Source organism: Bradyrhizobium sp. Kon69 (assembly GCF_055807515.1).
The window spans coordinates 11,951-32,416 of the sequence record NZ_JBVVOS010000013.1 but is presented as its reverse complement, the minus strand read 5'-3'; the positions used below and the strand labels follow the sequence as shown (position 1 = coordinate 32,416).

Below are 20,466 nucleotides of genomic sequence, written 5' to 3'. Positions count from 1 at the left end.
AAAGTTTCCTCAGGTCTCGAAAGTCTGCGCCGCGTGCCAGGACAGGCCGTCCAGCGTCGTGGTGCGCGGCTTGTATTCGCAACCGATCCAGCCGCGATAGCCGATCGCGTCGAGATGGCGGAACAGGAAGGGATAGTTGATCTCGCCGGTGCCGGGCTCGTTGCGGCCGGGATTGTCGGCGAGCTGGATGTGCGCGATCTGCGGCAGATATTCCTGCATGGTGCGGGCGAGATCGCCCTCCATGATCTGCATGTGATAGATATCGTACTGGACAAACAGATTGTTCGAGCGCACCTCGGAGATCAGCTGCACGGCCTGCTCGGTGCCGTTCAGGAAGAAGCCGGGAATGTCGAGCGTGTTGATCGGCTCGACCAGAAGCTTGATGTTCTCCCGCGCCAGGGTCGACGCCGCAAAGCGCAGATTCCCGACCAGCGTTTCGTTGAGCTCACGCGGATCGGCATCGACAGGCGCGATGCCGACGAGGCAATTGAGCTGCTCGCAATCGAGCGCCTTGGCATAGTCGATGGCGCGAAACACGCCGTCCCTGAACTCGCTGATACGATCAGGCAGGATGGCGATGCCGCGCTCGCCTGCCGCCCAATTGCCGGCCGGCAGATTGTGCAGCACTTGCGTCAGCCCATGGCTGTCGAGCTGCTCGCGCAGCTGCGCCTTGTCGAATTCATAGGGGAAGAGGTACTCGACCCCGGAAAAGCCCGCCGCTTTGGCCGCGGCGAAGCGGTCCACGAACGGCATCTCGTTGAAGAGCATGGTGAGATTGGCGGCGAATTTCGGCATGATGCTGGTCCCCTATTCCGCAGGCTGAAGCACGCCCGGCCGCGCGGTCGCGACCTCGTCGAGCGGCTGGTCCAGCACCTCCTCGAATTCGACGACGTTGTCGATCTCGGTGCCCATCGCGATGTTGGTGACGCGTTCGAGAATGAACTCGACCATCACGGGCACGCGGTACTTCGCCATCCATTCGCGCGCGGTCGCGAACGCGGCCTGCGCGTCCTTAGGGTCCGTGACGCGGATCGCCTTGCAGCCGAGCCCTTCGGCGACGGCGACGTGATCGACGCCGTAGCCGCCGAGCTCGGGCGCGTTGATGTTCTCAAAGGAGAGCTGGACGTGATAGTCCATGTCGAAGCCGCGCTGGGCCTGGCGGATCAGGCCCAGATAGGAATTGTTCACGACGACGTGGATGTAGGGCAGGTTGAATTGCGCTCCGACCGCGAGCTCCTCGATCAGGAACTGGAAGTCGTAGTCGCCCGAGAGCGCGACGATATCGCGATCCGGGCACGCCGCGCGCACGCCGAGCGCCGCGGGCAGCGTCCAGCCGAGCGGTCCCGCCTGCCCGGCATTGATCCAGTTGCGCGGCTTGTAGACACCCAAAAACTGCGCGCCGGCGATTTGCGAAAGGCCGATCACGGTGACGTAGCAGGTGTCACGGCCAAAGGCCTTAGTCATCTCCTCGTAGACGCGCTGGGGCTTGATCGGGACGTTATCGAAATGGCTCTTGCGCAACATCGTTTTCTTGCGGTCGCGGCAGGAAGCGGGCCATGCCTGGCGCTCGCGCAACCTGCCTGACCGGCGCCACTCTCTGGCGACGGCGACGAACAGTTCGAGAGCGGCCTTGGCGTCCGAGACGATGCCGAGATCGGGATTGAACACGCGCCCGATTTGCGTCGGCTCGATGTCGACATGCACGAAGGTGCGCCCCTTGGTGTAGGTCTCGACCGAGCCGGTGTGGCGGTTTGCCCAGCGGTTGCCGATTCCGAGTACGAAATCGGATTCGAGCATGGTGGCATTGCCGTAACGATGGCTGGTCTGGAGACCGACCATGCCGGCCATCAGGACGTGGTCGTCGGGGATGGCGCCCCAGCCCATCAGCGTCGGCACGACCGGCACGTTGGCGATCTCGGCGAATTCCACCAACAGATCCGAGGCGTCGGCATTGATCACGCCGCCGCCCGCGACGATCAGCGGACGCTCGGCCGCATTGAGCATCTCCAGCGCCTTCTCGACCTGCTTGCGGGTCGCGCTGGGCTTGTAGACCGGCAGCGGCTCGTAGGTCTCGTCGTCGAACTCGATTTCGGCGAGCTGCACGTCGAGCGGCATGTCGATCAGGACCGGGCCGGGCCTTCCCGAGCGCATCACGTGAAACGCCTGGCTGAACACGCGGGGCACCAGCGCCGGCTCGCGCACCGTCACCGCCCATTTGGTCACGGGCTTTGCGATCGACTCGATATCGACCGCCTGGAAATCCTCCTTGTAGAGTCGCGCGCGCGGCGCCTGCCCGGTGATGCAGAGGATCGGGATGGAATCGGCAATCGCCGAATAGAGCCCGGTGATCATGTCGGTGCCCGCCGGCCCCGAGGTTCCGATGCAGACGCCGATATTGCCGGCCTTGGCCCGCGTATAGCCCTCGGCCATGTGCGAGGCGCCCTCGACATGGCGCGCCAGGATATGGCGGATCGAACCGCGCTTCTTCAGCGCCGAGTAAAGCGGATTGATCGCGGCCCCGGGAACGCCGAAGGCGGTCGAGATGCCTTCCTTTTCCAGAATTCGCACGGCAGCATCGATGGCTCGCATCTTCGCCATATCGGACCTCGCTTGAGTTGCATTGGCTCGAGCGGGATCATCGGGCCCGCGAGGGCTGCACTCAACGAGATCGATTTTATTTTCCACGATGCGGTAGCCGCGGAAAAATCGTGGCGGTCTCAATCGGTTAGATCGAGATATCCGTGAAAGCGATCACTCGAACAGCGGCGCCAGCTGCATCTGCGGCACCAGCACGAGACCCTTGTCGGTGATACGAATTTCCGGAATGACCGATAGCGGAATCAAATTGAATCCCATGTAGGGGATGGTGCAGCCGGCTTCCGCCCATTCCTTCTTCAGCACCTTGACCTCTTCGGCCACTTCGGTGACGCGCTTGTCGGACAAGAGCCCAGCGATCGGCAGCGGCACCAGCGCCCTCACCTTGCCTTCGGCGACGAGGCAGACGGCGCCCTGTTGCTCCTTGATGGCGGCCACCGCGACCTGCATGTCGGCCTCGTTGGTGCCGGCAACGATGATGTTGTGGCTGTCGTGCCCGACGCTGGAGGCGACTGCGCCGCGCTTGAGGCCAAAGTCCTTCAACAGGCCATAGGCGACATTGCCGGCCGATTTGCCATGGCGCTCGACCACCGTGACGAAGCACAGGCCGTAGCGAGCGAACAGCGTCGGCCAATCCTTTGCCGGCTCGATCGCGATCTTCTCATGGATCAGCATGATGCCGGGCAACGCGGTCTTGATGGCGTTGATGGTGCAGGCCTTCGCCGGCAGCTCCGGCGTCAGCTTCAGCTTCTCCGGCAGCTTCACAGTCGCGTAGGCCGCCTGCGGGTATTGATAGCGCTGCGTCAGCGCCTGATCGAGCTTCGGTGTGATCTTGCGGTTCTCGACCACGAGCTCGCCGCCATACCAGGTGCATTGCGGCTTCAGATTGTCGTCCATCAGCACGAGATCGGCGCGGCGCCCGCCGCCAAGCCCGCCGATATCGCTGTCCATGCCGAAGCGCGTCGCGCCATGCAGCGAGCCCATTGACCAGGCCTGCTCGGGCGACATTCCCGCCTTCACGGCTTCGCGCACCACCCAGTCGAGACCGAACAGCAGGAGATCATCGGCGTCGCGATCGTCGGTGCACACGGCGGTGCGCTTATGCGAAGCGCCGAGCTCGGTGATAGTGCGGATCGCCTGCGGCAGCGAGTGCCACGGCGTGGTCGGCGGTCCCCCGCGCAGGAACACCCAGACCCCGGCATCGAGCAGATCGTCGGCGATGTCGCGGTCGATCGCCTCGTGCGTATCGGTGACGCCGCTCGCCGCATAGGCCGCAACGAACTCGCGGCCATAAACATGACCGGATACCGGCCGCCCGCGCTTCAGGGCGGCGGCGAGGATGGCGTGGCTTCGCTCGTCGCCCATGGTGACAGGCACAAAGTCCATCTTCTCGCCGAGCGCAATCGCTTCGGGCCAACGGTCGAACAGGCCGGCGATCTTGTCCGGCGTGAGGTCGCCGCCCGCGGTCTCGAGTGCGGCTGAGGTGGCCGGCACCGTGCTCGGCACAGTCAAAAAGATCGACAACGGCGCCTCGCGCGCGTCCTCCAGCATCGCCTCGACGCCGGCGACGTCCATGACGTTGCCGATCTCGTGGCTGTCGCAGAAGATCGTGGTGGTGCCGTTGAGCAGCGCGGCCTCGGCATAGGCGCAGGCCGTCACCATCGAGGATTCGATGTGGATGTGCGGATCGACCAGTCCCGGCGCGATGATGCCGCCGGCGGCATCGTAAACCGGCACGTTGCCGAAGACTTCCTTCGCAGCACCGGCCGGCTTCACCGCCGCGATGCGGCCGCCGGTGATCCAGATTTCGCGGTTCGCGTGGATACGCTCCGAATAGGTCGAGAGCACGCGCGCGCCGGTGACGACGAGATCCGGCGCGACACGGGCCGAGGCCACATCGGCGAGACGCCGGGTCATCGAATGCAACGGTGCGACGGCGAAGCGGGTAAGTCTGGTCATCAGGACCCTCGCGTGGCGTTATGGCCCTGCGATGGTTACGCTCCGCGCCGGACCGGGCAAGCGCAAATATAACGGCACGCCCTGCTTACGCCTTAGGCGGCGAAGCGCCTGCCGCCGCCGGCCTCGCGGGTCTGCGCGAGTTCCGTCGTCTCGGGGCCGCTGCGGCAGCGGCCTTGACCCGAATCCGCATCGACCTCCCGTTCTGCTCGTCGATCTCGAACGCATTCGTCTTTCGCACGAGGTCACTCAGTTTGCGGAAGCCGAACGTTCTCGGATCGAAATCGGACGCGAGATTGGCGAGTTGGCGACCGACCTCCCCGAGCGTCACCCAGCCGTCCTCGCTCTCCATCTGGGTGATGACCTTCTTGATGATGGGGGTTGCGGCATCAAGCGGCTGAAGCGACGTCGATCGCGAGGCGGCGTCCTGGGTGTTCGCCGGCGCGGGAAGCAGGTTCTCCGTGTAGACAAACCTTCGGCACGCCTGCCGGAAGCTCTCCGGCGTCTTCTGTTCGCCGAACCCAAAGACATCGATACCCTGCTCCCGGATTCGGGCGGCGAGACGGGTAAAATCGCTGTCCGACGACACCAGGCAAAAGCCGTCGAACCGGCCGCTGTGGAGTAGGTCCATCGCGTCGATGACCAGGGTGATGTCCGACGCATTCTTCCCTGTCGTATAGGCGAACTGCTGCTGCGGGATGATGGCGTGTTTCGACAGGATGTCGGCCCAGCCCCTCGACCTGGCATTGGAGAAGTCGCCGTAGATGCGGCGAACGCTGGCCTCGCCGATCTTGGCAATCTCCTCGAACAGTCCATCGGCGATCTTTGCCGAAGCATTGTCAGCATCAATCAGGACAGCGAGACGGGGCGAACGAAGCTCTGACGGCATGACTTTTCCCACGAGATGAACGTAGCATTAGAAGACGCTCGCGTCGGGATGGCTAGTCCTCGTTCGCCTTGAAGCGTCCCATCCCTTTCAGCACGAAGGGCGCCAGCAGCGCGATCAACGCCAGCGCAAGCAGCGTCGCCGAGATCGGGCTCTGGAGCAGCGTCATGGGATCGCCGAGGCTGATCGCGAGCGCGCGACGCAGCTGGCTCTCGGCGATCGGGCCAAGGATCAGGCCGACCACGACGGGTGCGATCGGAAAATCGAACCGCCGCATCAGAAAGCCGAGCACGCCGAAGCCGGCCAGCATCGACAGTTCGACGACCGACGGCTTTGCGGCGATGGTGCCCATGGTCGCGAACACGAGGATGCCGGCATAGAGCCACGGCTGCGGGATCGCCAGCAGCCGCACCCACAGGCCGACCAGCGGCAGATTGAGCACCAGCAGCATGCAATTGGCGATGAACAGGCTCGCGATCAGGCCCCACACGAGGTCGGGCCGCTCGGCGAACAGCAGCGGCCCCGGGTTGAGACCGTATTGCTGGAAGCCCGCCAGCATCATCGCGGCCGTCGCCGAGGTCGGCAATCCCAGCGTCAGGAGCGGCACCAGCGTGCCCGCAGCCGAAGCGTTGTTGGCGGCCTCCGGTCCTGCGACGCCTTCGATCGCGCCCTTGCCGAATTCTTCCGGGTATTTGGTCAGCCGCTTCTCGCAAGAATAGGACAGGAAGGTCGGGATCTCCGCGCCGCCGGCAGGCAGCGCACCGATCGGGAAGCCGAACATGGTGCCGCGCAGCCACGGCTTCCACGATCGCTTCCAGTCTTCCTTGGTCATCCACAGCGAGCCGCGCACCGGCTCGAGCTTCTCCTCGCTGTGGTGGCGGCGCGATGCGACGTAGAGCGCCTCACCCACCGCGAACAGGCCGACCGCGAGCGTCGTCACCTCGACGCCGTCGAGCAGCTCGGGCACGCCGAACGCAAGCCGCGCCTGACCGGTCAGCTTGTCGATGCCGACGAGGCCCAACGTCAGACCAATGAACAGGCTGGTCAGGCCACGGATCGGGGAATCGCCGAAGGTCGCCGACACCGTGACGAAGGCGACGCACATCAGCGCGAAATAATCCTCCGGGCCAAAGCGCACGGCGAAATCGACCAGCCACGGCGCGAGAAAGGCAAGCCCGATGGTGGCGATGGTGCCCGCGACGAAGGAGCCGATCGCGGAGGTCGCGAGCGCCGGCCCGCCGCGGCCGGCCTTGGCCATCTTGTTGCCTTCGAGCGCCGTCGCCATCGAGGCGCTCTCGCCGGGCGTGTTGATCAAGATGGCCGTGGTCGATCCGCCATACATGCCGCCGTAGTAGATGCCGGCGAACATGATCAGCGAGCCGCCGGGATCGAGCTTGTAGGTGACCGGCAGCAGCAGCGCGACCGTCAACGCTGGGCCGATGCCGGGCAGCACGCCTACGGCGGTGCCGAGGAACACGCCGATCAGGGCGTAGAGGAGATTCATCGGCTGGACGGCGACCGCCATGCCGTGGGCCAGCGCCGCGAAAGTTTCCATCACAGCAGTCGCTCCAGGGGGCCGGCCGGAAGGCTCAACGTCAACAGCCGGTCGAACGCGAGGTAAATGAGGATCGACATCACCAGGGCGATGACGGAATCGACGAGGACGGCCCGGCGCCCAAATGCCGCCGAGGTCGTGACGAACAGCGCCGACGTCGCCAGAATGAACCCGCCGCCGAAGCCGATGATGCCGATCAGCAGCGCAAGGCCCGCGAGGATCAAGACCACAGGCACGGGATCGGCGCTCTCGCGCGCCGGCAAATGACCGCGCAGCGCGTCGATGAGATTGCCGATCGCGAGCAGCGCGAGACCGGTGGCGATCACGACCGGCATCGCCTCCGGCCCCATCCCGTACATCGTGGTCGATTGCAGGCCGCGCGCGTCCCAGACCAGCACCGCGGCAAGACCTGCGAGCAACGCAGCAATGATGACGCCGGCGCGATCGACGCGCCGCGGCGGCTGGACCGGATCGCCCGAGGTCATGATTTGACCAGGCCGACTGATCTCAGCACGTCGGTGACGCGCACGGTTTCCTTCTTCAGGAAGTCGGCGAAGGCGTCGCCGCCGAGATAGGCATCCTCCCAGCCCTTCTGCTTGAGGATGTCCTTCCAGGCGTCCGACTTCACCATCTTCTCGACCGCGTCGCTCAGCGTCCTGCGCTGCTCCGGCGTGATTCCGGGAGGCGCGACCACCGAACGCCAATTGGCGATCACAAGGTCGATGCCCTGTTCCTTGAAGGTCGGAATGTCGCTGCCTGGAATGCGCTTCTCCGAGGTCACGCCGATCGCGCGCAGCTTGCCGGACTTGATCTGCCCATCATATTCACTGAGCCCGGAAATGCCGGCCGTGACCTTCGCGCCGAGAATGGCGGCGAGCGATTCGCCGCCGCCCGAGAACGGGATGTAGTTGATCTTCTTTGCGTCGGTGCCGACGGCGCCGGCGAACAATGCCGCCATCACATGATCGACGCCGCCGGCCGAGCCGCCGGCGAAGGTCACTTTGGCGATGTCGGCCTTCACCGCTGCGGCCAGATCCTGCGCGGTCTTGATCGGTGAATTTGCCGGCACCACGATCACCTGGATTTCCTCGGTGAGGCGCGCGATCGGCGTCACCTGCTCGAGCGTGACGGGTGATTTGTTCATGGCGAGCGCGCCCACCATGACGAAGCCGTTGACCATCAGCTGGTTGCCGTCACCCTTGGCGCCGTTGACGAACTGCGCGATGCCGACGCTGCCGCCTGCGCCGGGAACGTTGGTGACCTGCACGCTGCGTGCGACGCCGGCGGCGACCAGCGCCTGCTGCATCGAGCGCGCGGTCTGGTCCCAGCCACCACCCGGCGCCGCCGGTGCCATCAGCTTGAGCTCGAGCTGCTGGGCAAAAGCCGGCGTGGCTGCCGCAAGGGTCAGCGCGACGGCTGCGCCGACGAGGCGCGCGGGAAGTTGAAACATGGGACGTCTCCGGGCTCATGCGGACGTTTGCCGCATCGTGTCGTTTGGTCGCATATCAGCCAAAACGGCCGACACTGTCCAGTGACATACCCCGGGTTTCCGATTAGCGGGGTGTCGGAACTGCCCCGCCGAGCGCGGCCGTCAGTTCGGCAGCAACATCACGGACGATCTGCCCGATTTCCGGTAACCGCTGATCGGTCAGCCGGCTGGTCATGCCGGAGACCGAAATCGCCGCGAGCGGCTCGGCGCAATCGTTGTAGACCACCGCGGCAACGCAGCGCAGGCCCATGCAGGCCTCTTCATCATCCAGCGCGTAGCCTTGCTTGCGGATCTTTTCGAGCTCCTTGAACAGGTCGCTCGGCCGCACGATGGATTTCTCGGTCAGGCGTGGCATGCCGTGATGGCGAATGACGGCGCCGACGTCCTCGTCGGAATAGGTCGCGAGCACCGCCTTGCCGACGCCGGAGGTCACCATGGGGACGCGGCCGCCGACTTGGGTCAGCGAACGCATGATCTCGCGGCTCTCCATGCGGGTCAGCACGATGATGAACTCGTCGTCGACCATGGCAAGATTGGCGGTCTCGCGGGTAAGATCGCGCAGCTTGCGCAAATAAGGAATGGCCTGGGCGCTGAAATTGCGCCGCCGGGCAAAGCTCGCGCCGACCGTGAAGCTGCGCACGCCGACATGCCATTTGGATTCGGCGCGGTCGAATTGCACAAAGCGGCGGCTTTCCAGCGTCGCGAGCAGGCGGTGCACGGTCGAGGCGGAGAGCCCGGTGCGAACAGCGAGATCGCTGAGGCGATAGCCTTCGTCGTCCTCGGACAAAGTCTCGAGGATCGACAGCGCGCGATCAACGGATTGCACGCCGCCGTCGCGCACCTCGTTGTCGGCCTCCGACGACGAGCGGGGCTCGAGCGGTTTACGCCGGATCACGTTCCTGCTCATCGCGACCTGACTGTTCTCGCCTCTCCCCGCGCGCGAGGAGAGGCGAAGCGGCATCGTCGACTCAGAGCAGCCCTGCCCCGCGCGCCCATTTGTACTTGGCGCCGAGCACTTCCACCGGCAGCTCGGTCGAATAGGCATAGGCCGGGATGCCATTCTGGTAGAGATATTCGGCGGCCTCCTCGACCTCGACGTCGCCGGCGAGCGAGGCGACGATCGGCTTCACGAAGCCCTTGGCCTCCATCTCCTTCTTCACCTCGACCATGTTGCGGGCGAACACCATCGGCGGCGTGACGATGGTGTGCCAGTAGCCGAGGATCAGCGAATGGATGCGCTCGTCCGTCAGGCCGAGCTTCACCGTGTTGACGTAGGTGATCGGCGGCTCGCCACCGGTGATGTCCACGGGATTTCCGGCCGCGCCAAACGGGGGGATGAACTTGCGGAAGGCTGCATCCAGATCCGCCGGCATCGCCATCAGCGACAGGCCGTTGTCGACGCAGGAGTCCGACAGCAGCACGCCCGAGCCGCCCGCACCGGTGATGATCAGCACGTTCTCGCCCTTCGGCGTCGGCAGCACCGGCACGCCGCGCGCGAACTCGAGCAGTTGCCGCAAGCTACGGGCGCGGATCACGCCGGACTGCGCCAGGACGTCCTCGTAGATCTTGTCGTTGCCGGCGAGCGCGCCGGTATGCGACGAGGCCGCCTTCGCGCCGGCCGAGGTGCGGCCGGCCTTGAGCACGATGACCGGCTTTTTCTTGGAGACGCGCTTTGCGGCTTCCGCAAAGGCGCGGCCGTCCTTGAGGTCTTCGCAGTGCTGCGCGATCAGGTTGGTATTCGGATCCTGCTCGAAGAAGGCGAGCAGATCGTCCTCGTCGATGTCGGACTTGTTGCCGAGGCCGACGATCGCCGACACGCCCATCTTGGCCGAACGGGAGAAGCCGATGATGGCCATGCCGATGCCGCCCGACTGCGAGGACAGCGCCGCGTGGCCCTTGACGTCATAGGCGGTGCAGAAGGTCGCGCAGAGATTGGCAGGCGTATAGTAGAAGCCGTAGATGTTCGGTCCCATCAGGCGGATGTCGTACTTCTTGCCGACTTCGACGATCTCGGCCTGGAGTTCCGGCGCGCCGGCTTCCGCGAAGCCCGACGGGATCAGAACCGCGCCGGGAATTTTCTTCTCGCCGCATTCGGTGAGCGCCGCGGCCACGAACTTCGCGGGAATGGCGAACACCGCGGTGTCGATGACGCCCGGCACGTCCTTGACGCTCTTATACGCCTTGTAGCCGAGGATCTCGGCGGCCTTGGGATGGATCGGGTAGATGTCGCCCTTGTAGCCGCCGTTGATGAGGTTCTTCATCACGGAATTGCCGATCTTGCCGTCTTCGGCCGAAGCGCCGACCACGGCAACCGCCTTCGGCTGCATGATGCGGCTCATCGCCGCGACGATCTCTTCGGTCGGGCGCGGCTTCGGCTTGGGCACGTAAGCGAAGTCGACGACGATGCGGACGTCGGCCGCGATCGCGTCCTTGGCCGTCGCGAACACCGGGTTGAGATCGAGCTCGACGATCTCGGGGAAATCGGTGACGAGCTGCGACACCTTGACGATGACATCGGCGAGCGCCGTGCGGTTCACCGGCTCGCCGCCGCGAACGCCCTTCAAAATTTCATGCGCCTGGATGCCGTCGAGCATCGACAGTGCGTCTTGCTTGGTCGCGGGCGCGAGGCGGAAGGTGATGTCCTTCAGGACTTCGACCAGCACGCCGCCGAGACCGAAGGCCACCAGCTTGCCGAACGAGGCGTCGGTGATCGACCCGACGATCACTTCGGTGCCGCCGGCCAGCATCTGCTGCACCTGGACGCCCTCGATCTTGGCATCGGACTTGTACTTCCTGGCGTTGGACAGGATCGTCTCGTAGGCCTTCTCGGCGTCTTCGGCCGTCTTGAGGCCGACGATGACGCCGCCGGCTTCGGTCTTGTGGAGAATGTCCGGCGAGACAATCTTCATCACCACCGGGAAGCCCATCGAGGAAGCCATCTTGCCGGCCTCGCCGGCCGACTTCGCCACCCCCTCCTTCGGCACCGCAATGCCGTAGGCGTCGCAGACCAGCTTGCCTTCCGGCGCGGTCAGGCTGGTGCGCTTGTCCGCCTTGACCTGGTCAAGCACCTTGCGGACGGCATCTTTGGAATTGGACATGTGGCTCTCCCTTGACCTTGGTTCTTGCGTTCTCAAAGCGCGCGCGTGTTGCGGCTGCCCGTGATGCTTTCCATTCGCCGCGCTCTGTTCCATGTCGCGGAACGGAGTGGCATAAAGCCGAGGTTACTCCGCCGGCTTGGATCAAAAATGGCTGGCGATGGCATTTGGTATGCCAGAAGCCAACTTGTCAAGCTGCAGCGCACCCTAGAACGCTGCAAAAAATAGGCAGCTTGACATTCTGGTATTTGGTATGCCAAAAACTTTCCCGTTAATATTCCTGTAAAAGACGACTCCCACTGGAGGAGATTCGTCGTGTCACTGCGGAAACCAACCAAGGCGTTGCCGAACATGGCCGAGGCAGATATCGCAATCGTTCGTATTGCCCCGGAGAGTAGCTTCAAGAACAAGGCGTATGACGCCTTGAAGGAAGCCATCCTCAAGATGGACATCTACTCGACGCCCGAGCCGGTGATGCTCGACGAGCGCGCGTTGTCCGAGCGCCTGGGTGTGAGCCGCACGCCGATCCGCGAAGCCATCGCGATGCTCGAGCAGGACGGTTTCGTGAAGACGGTTCCCCGTCGCGGCATCATGGTGGTGCGCAGGACCAAGAGCGAGATCGTCGACATGATCCGCGCCTGGGCGGCGCTGGAGAGCATGGCGGCCCGCCTCATCACCGCCACCGCGCGCAAGAAAGACATCACGGCGCTGCGCGACTACTTCAAGGATTTTGGCAAGGACCGCCTGCCAGAGGATCACGTCGAGGAATATTCGCGCGCCAACATCGCCTTCCACCAGGCGCTGATCTCGCTGTCGGAATCACCGGTGCTGGTCGATCTCACCAACGACCTGCTGCTGCACGTGCGTGGCTATCGGCAATTGACGATCGGTCGCAAGGACCGCACCGCGACGTCGCTACCCGAGCATCTCGGCATGATCGAAGCCCTGGAGGCGCGCGATACCGAACTTGCCGAGAAGCGCGCCCGCGATCACACCCTTGGCCTTGCCGCTTACGTCGAAGCGCATGGTCAGGAACTCTTCTAGCCAGCAACGTTCACCAGAAGGGCGAGGCATCGCCCCTAAAGCCTGAAACGGCATCTTGAGACCAGGGAGACAAGGCCCATGCTGAATACCGCGACCAAGTCCGAAGCACCGGGCACCGAGCAGGAATTGACGGATGGTTTTCATCTCGTCATCGACGCGCTCAAGCTGAACGGCATCAACACCATCTATAATGTGCCGGGCATCCCGATCACGGATTTGGGTCGCATGGCCCAGGCGGCCGGTATTCGCATGATCTCGTTCCGCCACGAGCAGAACGCCGGTTATGCGGCGGGCATCGCCGGCTACCTCACCAAGAAGCCCGGCATCTGCCTCACCGTCTCCGCGCCCGGCTTCCTCAACGGTCTCACCGCGCTCGCGCACGCCACCACCAACTGCTATCCGATGATCCTGATCTCGGGCTCCTCCGAGCGCGAGATCGTCGACCTCCAGCAGGGCGACTACGAAGAGATGGACCAGCTCGCGATCGCCAAGCCGCTGTGCAAGGCAGCCTATCGCGTGCTGCACGCCCAGGACATCGGCATCGGGCTTGCCCGTGCCATCCGTGCCGCCGTCTCCGGCCGCCCGGGCGGCGTCTACCTCGACCTGCCGGCAAAACTGTTCGGCCAGGTGATGAACGCCGATGCCGGCCGGAAGTCGCTGGTCAAGGTGATCGACGCGGCTCCCGCGCAGATCCCCTCGCCCGCTTCGATCAAGCGCGCGCTTGATGTTTTGAAGAGCGCAAAGCGCCCGCTCATCATCCTCGGCAAGGGCGCGGCCTACGCGCAGGCCGACGAGGAGATCAAAACCTTCGTCGAGAAGAGCGGCATCCCCTTCCTGCCGATGAGCATGGCCAAGGGCCTGCTCTCCGACACGCATCCGCAATGCGCGGGCGCTGCCCGCTCCACGGTGCTGAAAGAATCTGACGTCGTGCTGCTGATCGGCGCCCGGCTGAACTGGCTGCTCTCGCACGGCAAGGGCAAGAACTGGGGCGAAGCGCCCAAGAAGTTCATCCAGGTCGACATCGAGCCCAGGGAAATGGACTCCAACGTCGAGATCGTCGCGCCCGTCGTCGGCGACATCGGCTCGGTCGTCTCCGCCTTCAATCAGACGATGGCTTCGGGCTGGACCGCCCCGCCGGCCGAGTGGACCAAGGCGATTTCGACCAAGCGCGAAGAGAACGTCGCCAAGATGGCGCCGAAGCTCATGAACAACAAATCGCCGATGGACTATCACGGCGCGCTCGGCGTGCTGAAGAACGTCATCAAGGATCATCCCGAGGCGATCCTCGTCAACGAGGGCGCCAACACGCTCGATCTCGCCCGCGGCGTCATCGACATGTACAAGCCGCGCAAGCGTCTCGACGTCGGCACCTGGGGCGTGATGGGCATCGGCATGGGCCAGGCGATCGCGGCTACGCTCGAGACCGGCCATCCTGTGCTCGCGGTGGAAGGCGACTCGGCCTTCGGCTTCTCCGGCATGGAGGTCGAGACTATCTGCCGCTACAATTTGCCGATCTGCGTCGTCATCTTCAACAATGACGGCATCTATCGCGGCACCGACGTCAACGGCGCCAATTCCGATCCGGCAACGACAGTGTTCGTCAAGGGCGCCCGCTACGACAAGATGATGGAAGCCTTCGGCGGCGTCGGCGTGAACGCGACCTCGCCGGACGAGCTCAAGCGCGCCGTCAACGAAGCCATGGCCTCGGGCAAGCCGACGCTCATCAACGCCGTGATCGATCCCGCCGCCGGTTCCGAGAGCGGCCGCATCGGCAACCTCAATCCGCAGAGCGTTCTGCAGAAGAAGAAGTAACCAGCCGCCGGGTCATTCCCCGCGCAGGCGGGGAATCCAGTAATCGCCAGATCATCCTTGAGGCGAGCACTGAGGCCCAACTGAACCTTCAGCGAATACTGGATGCCCGCCTTCGCGGGAATGACGGAAACAGAAGAGTAACAGGAGCAACACGATGACAAAAGCGCTCGAGGGCGTTCGCATTCTCGACTTCACCCACGTCCAGTCCGGGCCGACCTGCACGCAGTTGCTCGCATGGTTCGGCGCCGACGTGATCAAGGTGGAACGTCCGGGTGTGGGTGACATCACCCGCGGCCAGCTGCAGGACATCCCGAACGTGGACAGCCTGTATTTCACCATGCTCAACCACAACAAGCGCTCGATCACGCTCGACACGAAGAACCCCAAGGGCAAGGAAGTCCTCACCGAGCTGATCAAGAAGTGCGACGTGCTGGTCGAGAATTTCGGCCCCGGCGTGCTCGACCGCATGGGCTTCCCCTGGGAGAAGATCCAGGCGATCAACCCGAAGATGATCGTCGCCTCGATCAAGGGCTTTGGTCCCGGACCGTACGAAGACTGCAAGGTCTATGAGAACGTCGCGCAGTGCACCGGCGGCGCCGCCTCCACTACCGGCTTCCGCGACGGCCTGCCGCTCGTCACCGGCGCGCAGATCGGCGACAGCGGCACCGGCCTGCATCTGGCGCTCGGCATCGTCACCGCACTCTATCAGCGTACCCATTCCGGCAAGGGCCAGAAGGTGACGGCCGCGATGCAGGACGGCGTGCTCAACCTCGCGCGCGTCAAGCTGCGCGACCAGCAGCGCCTCGCCCATGGTCCGCTCAAGGAATACAGCCAGTTCGGCGAAGGCATTCCGTTCGGCGATGCCGTGCCGCGCGCCGGCAACGATTCAGGCGGCGGCCAGCCCGGCCGCATCCTGAAGTGCAAGGGCTGGGAGACCGATCCCAACGCCTACATCTACTTCATCACCCAGGCCCCCGTCTGGGAGAAGATCTGCGACGTGATCGGTGAGCCCTCCTGGAAGACCGATCCGAACTACGCCAAGCCCGCCGTCCGCCTGCCGCGCCTCAACGAGATCTTCGGCCGCATCGAACAGTGGACGATGACGAAGACGAAGTTCGAGGCGATGGAAATCCTCAACAAGGATGACATCCCCTGCGGCCCGATCCTGTCGATGAAGGAGATCGCCGAGGACCAGTCGCTGCGCGCGACCGGCACCGTGGTCGAGGTCGACCACCCCACCCGCGGCAAGTACATCTCGGTCGGCAACCCGATCAAGCTGTCGGACTCCCCGAGCGAGGTGGAGCGCTCCCCGCTGCTCGGCGAGCACACCGACGAGATCCTGCGCACCGTGCTTGGCTTCTCGGACCATCAGGTCGCCGATATCCACAAGTCCGGCGCGCTCGATCCGCCGCAAAAGCAAGCCGCAGAGTAAGCGGGCTTATCTCACGACGCGAAAGGCCGCCGGCTTCGGCGGCCTTTTTGTTGGCGCGGAAGGGGCTGCATCGCACGATCGGCGCGCTTGCCGCGCCGCCAAGGCTGGATTAAAGATTGGTTCGCGAGGAACAGATGCGGTGGCCGGCCGTTACTTCCTCGACCGGCGTGCTCCCGGAAATGCGAGCATGCAATCTCCACGGCGAGTGCAGCACGCCTCGCAAAGACCCTGCCCCACGCTGAAGAACTGGTCGCCTTCGCTTCCGAGGATGGCAAGTCGGCCTTTCAGTTCGGGCACAGGTGGCGTCGCGTCCGGCACTCGCCAGGACCACGCTCGTTGATCAAATTGAGGGCTTAAATGTCGAAAGATCAATCCTCTGATCGCGCCAAGCGTGAAGCCAACAAGGCGTTCAAGCCTGCGACAACGCAGAAGCCGATCAATGACTATGCGAAGGACCAGAATTCCTTCAACGAGAATCGCGAACGGCTGAAAGCGGAGCGATTGGCCCGGGAGGCGAAGCCGGGAAGCGGCTCCGAATAAGAGCGTCGGTCCCAGACTCCGATCGCGGATTGCGCTGAAGGCGCGGCACTGAAATCTGCGCCTGCCTTACAGCATCGATAGCACGACGATTCCGTCTTCGACTGCACCAGACGCGAGCTGCGCCCGCGCCATGCGCTCGAACTCGGTCCGGTTCTTGCGAAGATAACTGAAAGCCTGCTTCTGCGTCAGGAAGGTCGTCGCAAGACGGCACATCTGTCGTCCTGCGCCAAGCGCGAGAAAGAAGGTGATGGTGCCACCGCCATCCAACTTGATTCTAGGCACGATCCGCACTCTTTGGCATGTGATCGGCCCTCTCCCAATTGTCGTCGGCGCAATGGAAGCCAGCTATGGCGTCACCTTCTTCTTGCGCTTCGTCGGGGTGGCGGCGGGCAATGATGCCTGAAGGGCGGCGTCTGCCGCTTCCTTGGCTTCGCGCAGCTCTCGAAGCCGCGCCATGTTCTTGCGAACATCGACGGCTTGCTTTCCAACATCCACCATCGCCCGAGCGCCTTCCTCTGCGGCCAAACGCTGACGGTTAGTCCGCGCGATGCTTTCGGGTGACGGTTCGGCCGGTCTCTTGGCGCTCATTATTCACCCTGCTCTGCAACGGACAAAAACCCGCTCAATCCTGGGATCGAGCGGGTGGCATGGCCGTTTCAGCACATCCGTGAAACGGCACCAAGACTTTAGGCCAGCGAGAGATTCTCAGCGCTGACCTTGCCCCGCATCTTGTCGGTCTTGAGCTCGAAGTTGACCTTTTGGCCTTCAGCGAGACCTGCAAGACCAGCCCGCTCGACCGCGCTGATGTGAACGAACACATCGTTGCCGCCGTCGTTCGGCTGAATGAATCCAAAGCCCTTCTGGCCGTTAAACCACTTCACAGTACCTGTCGTCATTTTCTTCTCCAAAGCGCATACGCGCAGGTTCCGCGTGCTCGTCACGCAGAACAAATTCTATTCGTCGATGTCTATGGAAAAGGAGCCCGCGGGCACATTCAACAAGGCACAGCGGCTGAACGAACAGCCTCAACGTATACCACATCCTCGCTATTTGCAAGGCTTGGCATTTGCCCGATTCGACGTCTCAGGAGCTCGGCGATAGGTACAGGACGCTTCCGTCGGAGAAGCTCGCATTAGCGGCTCTGATCTTCTCGGCGACGATCTGCAACCCGACATGAGCGCGCTTGGCCATATCCGAATTCCGGCGCGCTCGACGGCGTTCTCCAATTCAGAACGCATGTATCGCAATAATGCATTTTTACAAAACGAGGGGGTAACCTAGGCTTGATCGATGCCAAGCCGTACGGCGCGCAATGGAGCGCGACGACGGAGGAACCGATACCGACCGATGCGGCTATTTTTTACTCAGACGTCGCCATACGCCCGCAAGGTAAGGGTCGCCATTCACGAACTCGGATTGAGGCTTGCCGACTGGTTTGAACGCGCGCGCGTTCGCTCATCCATGATCGCGACACGGCCATGCTGAGTTTCGAGCCCGGAACGGTCTTCAGCAGCCGCCACCTCGCCGATATTTTCAGCACCGCCCCGATGCGCACCATTTTCAGTGAGCGCAATTCGCTTGAGTCCATGCTCCTGGTCGAGGTCGCGCTGGCCAAGGTTCAAGGGCAGCTTGGCGTGATTCCTGCCGAGGCTGCTGCTGCGATCGCCTCCGCTGCACGCGCTGAACTACTCGATCTCGACGAATTGGCCGCGGGCACTTTGCGCGCCGGTTTGCCGGTCGTGAATCTGGTCGAGCAGCTGATCCGGCTCACCGGCAAACCCCATGGCGAATTCGTCCATTGGGGTGCCACCAGTCAGGACGTCATGGACACCGCGCTCGTGATGCAGATACGCGACGCGCTCGAGCTCATTCACCGCGATCTAGAGCGCCTGATATCGACGCTTGCGGATCTGGCGCGTACCCATCGCGATACGCCGATGGTCGGCAGGACCAAGCTTCAACACGCGATCCCGATCACCTTCGGCTTCAAGGTTTCCGTCTGGCTGTCGGGCCTGCTGCGCCACAGGCAACGTCTCGCCGAACTCAAACCAAGAGTCCTCCAGGTCCAGTTCGGCGGTGCGGTCGGCACTTTCGCATCACTCGGCAATGATGGCGACAGCGTCCGCGCTGCGCTGGCCAGCGAGCTCGGACTCGGCGAGCCCCTGGTGGCATGGCACGCCGCGCGCGATGGTTTGGCCGAGACGGTTTGCCTGCTTGGGCTGATCTCTGCGACCCTGAGCAAGATCGCGACCGATGTCGTGTTGATGGCGCAGACCGAGGTCGGCGAAGTGCTGGAGCCAGGCGGTCAGGGCCATGGCGCGTCCAGCACCATGCCGCACAAGCGTAACCCGATCATCTGCGAGCAGATCCTCAGCACCGGACCGTCGCTGCGCCGGCTGGCAAGTGCCATGCTCGACGCTTCGGTCCACGACCACGAACGGGCGACGGGACCGTGGCAAGCCGAATGGTTGCTGCTGCCGGAAGCGTTCGTGCTGGTCTCCCGGGCCATGGACAACGCTGTTCGCCTCTGCAGCGGACTAGTCGTCAGGCCCGATGCGATGCAGGCCAATCTCGGTCGGACACAGGGTCTCATCGCCGCAGAGGCCGTCATGATGGCGCTGGCTCCGCACGTCGGGCGCCATCATGCGCACGAAATGGTGAGTGCGGCATGCATGCACGCCATCGCCTCGGGCCTGACACTAGCCCAGAGCCTTTCGCGCGATCCGGCCGTGACGGCCCACATCGCGCCCCATGAGATCGAGGCGGCTGCGGATCCGGCCCGATACATCGGCCTGTCCGGCCGTGAGGTCGATCGTGTTATCGCGGCAGTGCAAGGCGATGCCATTGATGCGGAGTGAGGCCATATGATTTTGAAGCGCAAGCGCATGGGCCTCGTCGCAGCTGCGGTGCTGACAATGTTGAATGCGGCACAGGCCGAGGCGCCGTTCCCGTCACGGCCGATCACGTTGGTCGTCCCGTTCGCGGCTGGCGGCCCCAATGACGTGATGAGCCGGATCGTGTCCGAACACATGGCGCGAAAACTTGGGCAGCCGATCATTGTCGAGAACATCGCCGGGGCGGGCGGCACGACCGGCTCAACGCGCGTCGCGAAAAGCACGCCCGACGGTTATACGCTCGTCAGCGGTCACGTCGGCACGCATGCGGCATCGGTCGCGCTGTATCCGAATCTCCGGTACGACCCGCTGCTTGATTTCACGCCGATTGGCCTGGTCGCGGAAACGCCGATCCTGGTCGTTGCCCGCCGCGACCTTGGCGCGGACAGCATGGCGTCGTTCATCGCGATCGCGAAGGCGCGTGGCCCGGACCTCACCTTGGGCCATGCGGGTGTCGGTTCGATCAGCCACATCAGCTGTCTGCTGTTCACCTCCGTGATCGGATTCAAGCCGGTGGAAGTGCCATATCGCGGATCAGCGCTGGCAATGACCGACCTGATCGCGGGCCGCAGCGACTTCAGCTGTGGACTGTTGGGCGACGTTCTTCCGTTCCTGGGTGACAACAATCTGCGTTTTCTGACCGTTTCAGCGCCCGCACGGGTTCCGCAATTGCCGGACACGCCGACGGCGAGGGAAGCAGGACTTCCACAGTTTGTCGCATCGAGCTGGTTCGCGTTCTACCTGCCGAAAGGCGCGCCCGACGCCATTCGCGACCGCTTCTCGGATGCGCTTCGCTCAGCGCTCGACGATGACGGCGTGCGGAGACGGCTTGAACTGGTAGGCTTGATCCTGCCACCGCCGGACCAGCGAGGCCCCGAACCGCTCAAGCGGCGGATGACCGAAGAGATCGCGCGCTGGCAGGACATTGTCAAAACCGCGCAGATTCGCCTCGATCAATAAGTGCAACCGACGCAGTCGAGCGCGTGATCGCCCGCCAGCTTTCGCCGTCGCGCCTCACGCCGCAGGCCGACGGAACAATCCGACGATCCGCTATTACAAAGCTGGCATTCATCATGACGCCGCAGGACGTGGCGGCAGTCTGCCCCTCATCCATCAAAAAATTCGAAACGCCCTGTCGGATCGGGGGTATCTCGTCCGTCATCTAGAC

The 20,466-nt window shown here is 63.8% G+C and carries 18 protein-coding genes; 6 read left to right on the top strand and 12 right to left on the bottom strand.

What is annotated here, in order from left to right:
- Positions 1-9 precede the first annotated feature (9 nt).
- The 9 genes from hyi to AC0L3U_RS18465 form a co-directional block, all read right to left on the bottom strand.
- Positions 10-795 carry a hydroxypyruvate isomerase gene (gene hyi / locus AC0L3U_RS18505; protein ID WP_473362680.1) on the bottom strand — a complete coding sequence of 262 codons (786 nt, stop codon included), beginning with the start codon at positions 793-795 and terminating at the stop codon, positions 10-12.
- 12 nt (positions 796-807) lie between these two features.
- Positions 808-2,598 carry a glyoxylate carboligase gene (gcl, locus tag AC0L3U_RS18500; protein ID WP_473362679.1) on the bottom strand — a complete coding sequence of 597 codons (1,791 nt, stop codon included), beginning with the start codon at positions 2,596-2,598 and terminating at the stop codon, positions 808-810.
- 153 nt (positions 2,599-2,751) lie between these two features.
- The gene (locus AC0L3U_RS18495; RefSeq protein WP_473362678.1) at positions 2,752-4,554 is read right to left on the bottom strand and encodes an adenine deaminase; all 1,803 of its coding nucleotides are present in this window, start codon (positions 4,552-4,554) and stop codon (positions 2,752-2,754) included.
- An 85-nt stretch (positions 4,555-4,639) separates the two neighbouring features.
- A complete protein-coding gene (locus AC0L3U_RS18490) occupies positions 4,640-5,440 on the bottom strand; it encodes an NYN domain-containing protein (RefSeq protein WP_473362677.1) in 801 nt (266 codons plus the stop codon).
- Between the two features lie 52 nt (positions 5,441-5,492).
- Positions 5,493-6,992, bottom strand: coding sequence for a tripartite tricarboxylate transporter permease (locus tag AC0L3U_RS18485; protein WP_473362802.1), 1,500 nt, complete (start codon positions 6,990-6,992; stop codon positions 5,493-5,495).
- On the bottom strand, positions 6,992-7,477 hold the full coding sequence (locus AC0L3U_RS18480) for a tripartite tricarboxylate transporter TctB family protein (RefSeq protein ID WP_473362676.1): 486 nt from the start codon (positions 7,475-7,477) through the stop codon (positions 6,992-6,994). Before AC0L3U_RS18480 ends, AC0L3U_RS18485 begins: the two co-directional genes overlap by 1 nt.
- Entirely contained in the window at positions 7,474-8,442 is a 969-nt protein-coding gene (locus AC0L3U_RS18475; RefSeq protein ID WP_473362675.1) for a Bug family tripartite tricarboxylate transporter substrate binding protein, read from the bottom strand. Before AC0L3U_RS18475 ends, AC0L3U_RS18480 begins: the two co-directional genes overlap by 4 nt.
- 103 nt (positions 8,443-8,545) lie before the next feature.
- On the bottom strand, positions 8,546-9,388 hold the full coding sequence (locus AC0L3U_RS18470; protein ID WP_473362801.1) for an IclR family transcriptional regulator: 843 nt from the start codon (positions 9,386-9,388) through the stop codon (positions 8,546-8,548).
- A 61-nt stretch (positions 9,389-9,449) separates the two neighbouring features.
- Positions 9,450-11,579, bottom strand: a complete 2,130-nt coding sequence (locus tag AC0L3U_RS18465) for an acetate--CoA ligase family protein (RefSeq protein ID WP_473362674.1) — start codon at positions 11,577-11,579, stop codon at positions 9,450-9,452.
- A gap of 348 nt (positions 11,580-11,927) precedes the next feature.
- Here AC0L3U_RS18465 and AC0L3U_RS18460 point away from each other — a divergent pair, with 348 nt between their 5' ends.
- The 4 genes from AC0L3U_RS18460 to AC0L3U_RS18445 all read left to right on the top strand — a co-directional run bounded on the left by AC0L3U_RS18460 (position 11,928) and on the right by AC0L3U_RS18445 (position 16,404).
- Positions 11,928-12,620, top strand: coding sequence for a GntR family transcriptional regulator (locus AC0L3U_RS18460; RefSeq protein ID WP_197031202.1), 693 nt, complete (start codon positions 11,928-11,930; stop codon positions 12,618-12,620).
- 78 nt (positions 12,621-12,698) lie between these two features.
- The gene (gene oxc, locus AC0L3U_RS18455; protein WP_473362673.1) at positions 12,699-14,432 is read left to right on the top strand and encodes an oxalyl-CoA decarboxylase; all 1,734 of its coding nucleotides are present in this window, start codon (positions 12,699-12,701) and stop codon (positions 14,430-14,432) included.
- Positions 14,433-14,586: 154 nt separating this feature from the next.
- The gene (frc, locus tag AC0L3U_RS18450; protein WP_007608365.1) at positions 14,587-15,864 is read left to right on the top strand and encodes a formyl-CoA transferase; all 1,278 of its coding nucleotides are present in this window, start codon (positions 14,587-14,589) and stop codon (positions 15,862-15,864) included.
- Positions 15,865-16,221: 357 nt separating this feature from the next.
- Complete coding sequence (locus tag AC0L3U_RS18445; RefSeq protein WP_007608360.1) at positions 16,222-16,404, top strand: hypothetical protein; 183 nt, start codon at positions 16,222-16,224, stop codon at positions 16,402-16,404.
- Between the two features lie 66 nt (positions 16,405-16,470).
- Here AC0L3U_RS18445 and AC0L3U_RS18440 read toward each other — a convergent pair whose 3' ends face one another.
- The 3 genes from AC0L3U_RS18440 to AC0L3U_RS18430 all read right to left on the bottom strand — a co-directional run bounded on the left by AC0L3U_RS18440 (position 16,471) and on the right by AC0L3U_RS18430 (position 17,300).
- A complete protein-coding gene (locus tag AC0L3U_RS18440) occupies positions 16,471-16,695 on the bottom strand; it encodes a hypothetical protein (protein ID WP_473362672.1) in 225 nt (74 codons plus the stop codon).
- Positions 16,696-16,749: 54 nt separating this feature from the next.
- Positions 16,750-16,992: a hypothetical protein gene (locus tag AC0L3U_RS18435; protein WP_007593322.1), complete on the bottom strand. Its 243-nt coding sequence runs from the start codon at positions 16,990-16,992 to the stop codon at positions 16,750-16,752.
- A 98-nt stretch (positions 16,993-17,090) separates the two neighbouring features.
- Complete coding sequence (locus tag AC0L3U_RS18430) at positions 17,091-17,300, bottom strand: cold-shock protein (RefSeq protein ID WP_007593324.1); 210 nt, start codon at positions 17,298-17,300, stop codon at positions 17,091-17,093.
- Between the two features lie 582 nt (positions 17,301-17,882).
- Here AC0L3U_RS18430 and pcaB point away from each other — a divergent pair.
- Positions 17,883-19,262, top strand: coding sequence for a 3-carboxy-cis,cis-muconate cycloisomerase (gene pcaB / locus AC0L3U_RS18425; RefSeq protein WP_473362671.1), 1,380 nt, complete (start codon positions 17,883-17,885; stop codon positions 19,260-19,262).
- 6 nt (positions 19,263-19,268) lie between these two features.
- Positions 19,269-20,258 carry a Bug family tripartite tricarboxylate transporter substrate binding protein gene (locus tag AC0L3U_RS18420; protein WP_473362670.1) on the top strand — a complete coding sequence of 330 codons (990 nt, stop codon included), beginning with the start codon at positions 19,269-19,271 and terminating at the stop codon, positions 20,256-20,258.
- Positions 20,259-20,466: the final 208 nt, after the last annotated feature.

Coding starts and splice junctions, on each gene's coding strand:
- hyi (WP_473362680.1), bottom strand. CDS start 795: ATGCCGAAATTCGCCGCCAATCTCACCATGCTCTTCAACGAGATGCCG.
- gcl (WP_473362679.1), bottom strand. CDS start 2,598: ATGGCGAAGATGCGAGCCATCGATGCTGCCGTGCGAATTCTGGAAAAG.
- AC0L3U_RS18495 (WP_473362678.1), bottom strand. CDS start 4,554: ATGACCAGACTTACCCGCTTCGCCGTCGCACCGTTGCATTCGATGACC.
- AC0L3U_RS18490 (WP_473362677.1), bottom strand. CDS start 5,440: ATGCCGTCAGAGCTTCGTTCGCCCCGTCTCGCTGTCCTGATTGATGCT.
- AC0L3U_RS18485 (WP_473362802.1), bottom strand. CDS start 6,992: ATGGAAACTTTCGCGGCGCTGGCCCACGGCATGGCGGTCGCCGTCCAG.
- AC0L3U_RS18480 (WP_473362676.1), bottom strand. CDS start 7,477: ATGACCTCGGGCGATCCGGTCCAGCCGCCGCGGCGCGTCGATCGCGCC.
- AC0L3U_RS18475 (WP_473362675.1), bottom strand. CDS start 8,442: ATGTTTCAACTTCCCGCGCGCCTCGTCGGCGCAGCCGTCGCGCTGACC.
- AC0L3U_RS18470 (WP_473362801.1), bottom strand. CDS start 9,388: ATGAGCAGGAACGTGATCCGGCGTAAACCGCTCGAGCCCCGCTCGTCG.
- AC0L3U_RS18465 (WP_473362674.1), bottom strand. CDS start 11,579: ATGTCCAATTCCAAAGATGCCGTCCGCAAGGTGCTTGACCAGGTCAAG.
- AC0L3U_RS18460 (WP_197031202.1), top strand. CDS start 11,928: ATGGCCGAGGCAGATATCGCAATCGTTCGTATTGCCCCGGAGAGTAGC.
- oxc (WP_473362673.1), top strand. CDS start 12,699: ATGCTGAATACCGCGACCAAGTCCGAAGCACCGGGCACCGAGCAGGAA.
- frc (WP_007608365.1), top strand. CDS start 14,587: ATGACAAAAGCGCTCGAGGGCGTTCGCATTCTCGACTTCACCCACGTC.
- AC0L3U_RS18445 (WP_007608360.1), top strand. CDS start 16,222: ATGTCGAAAGATCAATCCTCTGATCGCGCCAAGCGTGAAGCCAACAAG.
- AC0L3U_RS18435 (WP_007593322.1), bottom strand. CDS start 16,992: ATGAGCGCCAAGAGACCGGCCGAACCGTCACCCGAAAGCATCGCGCGG.
- AC0L3U_RS18430 (WP_007593324.1), bottom strand. CDS start 17,300: ATGACGACAGGTACTGTGAAGTGGTTTAACGGCCAGAAGGGCTTTGGA.
- pcaB (WP_473362671.1), top strand. CDS start 17,883: ATGCTGAGTTTCGAGCCCGGAACGGTCTTCAGCAGCCGCCACCTCGCC.
- AC0L3U_RS18420 (WP_473362670.1), top strand. CDS start 19,269: ATGATTTTGAAGCGCAAGCGCATGGGCCTCGTCGCAGCTGCGGTGCTG.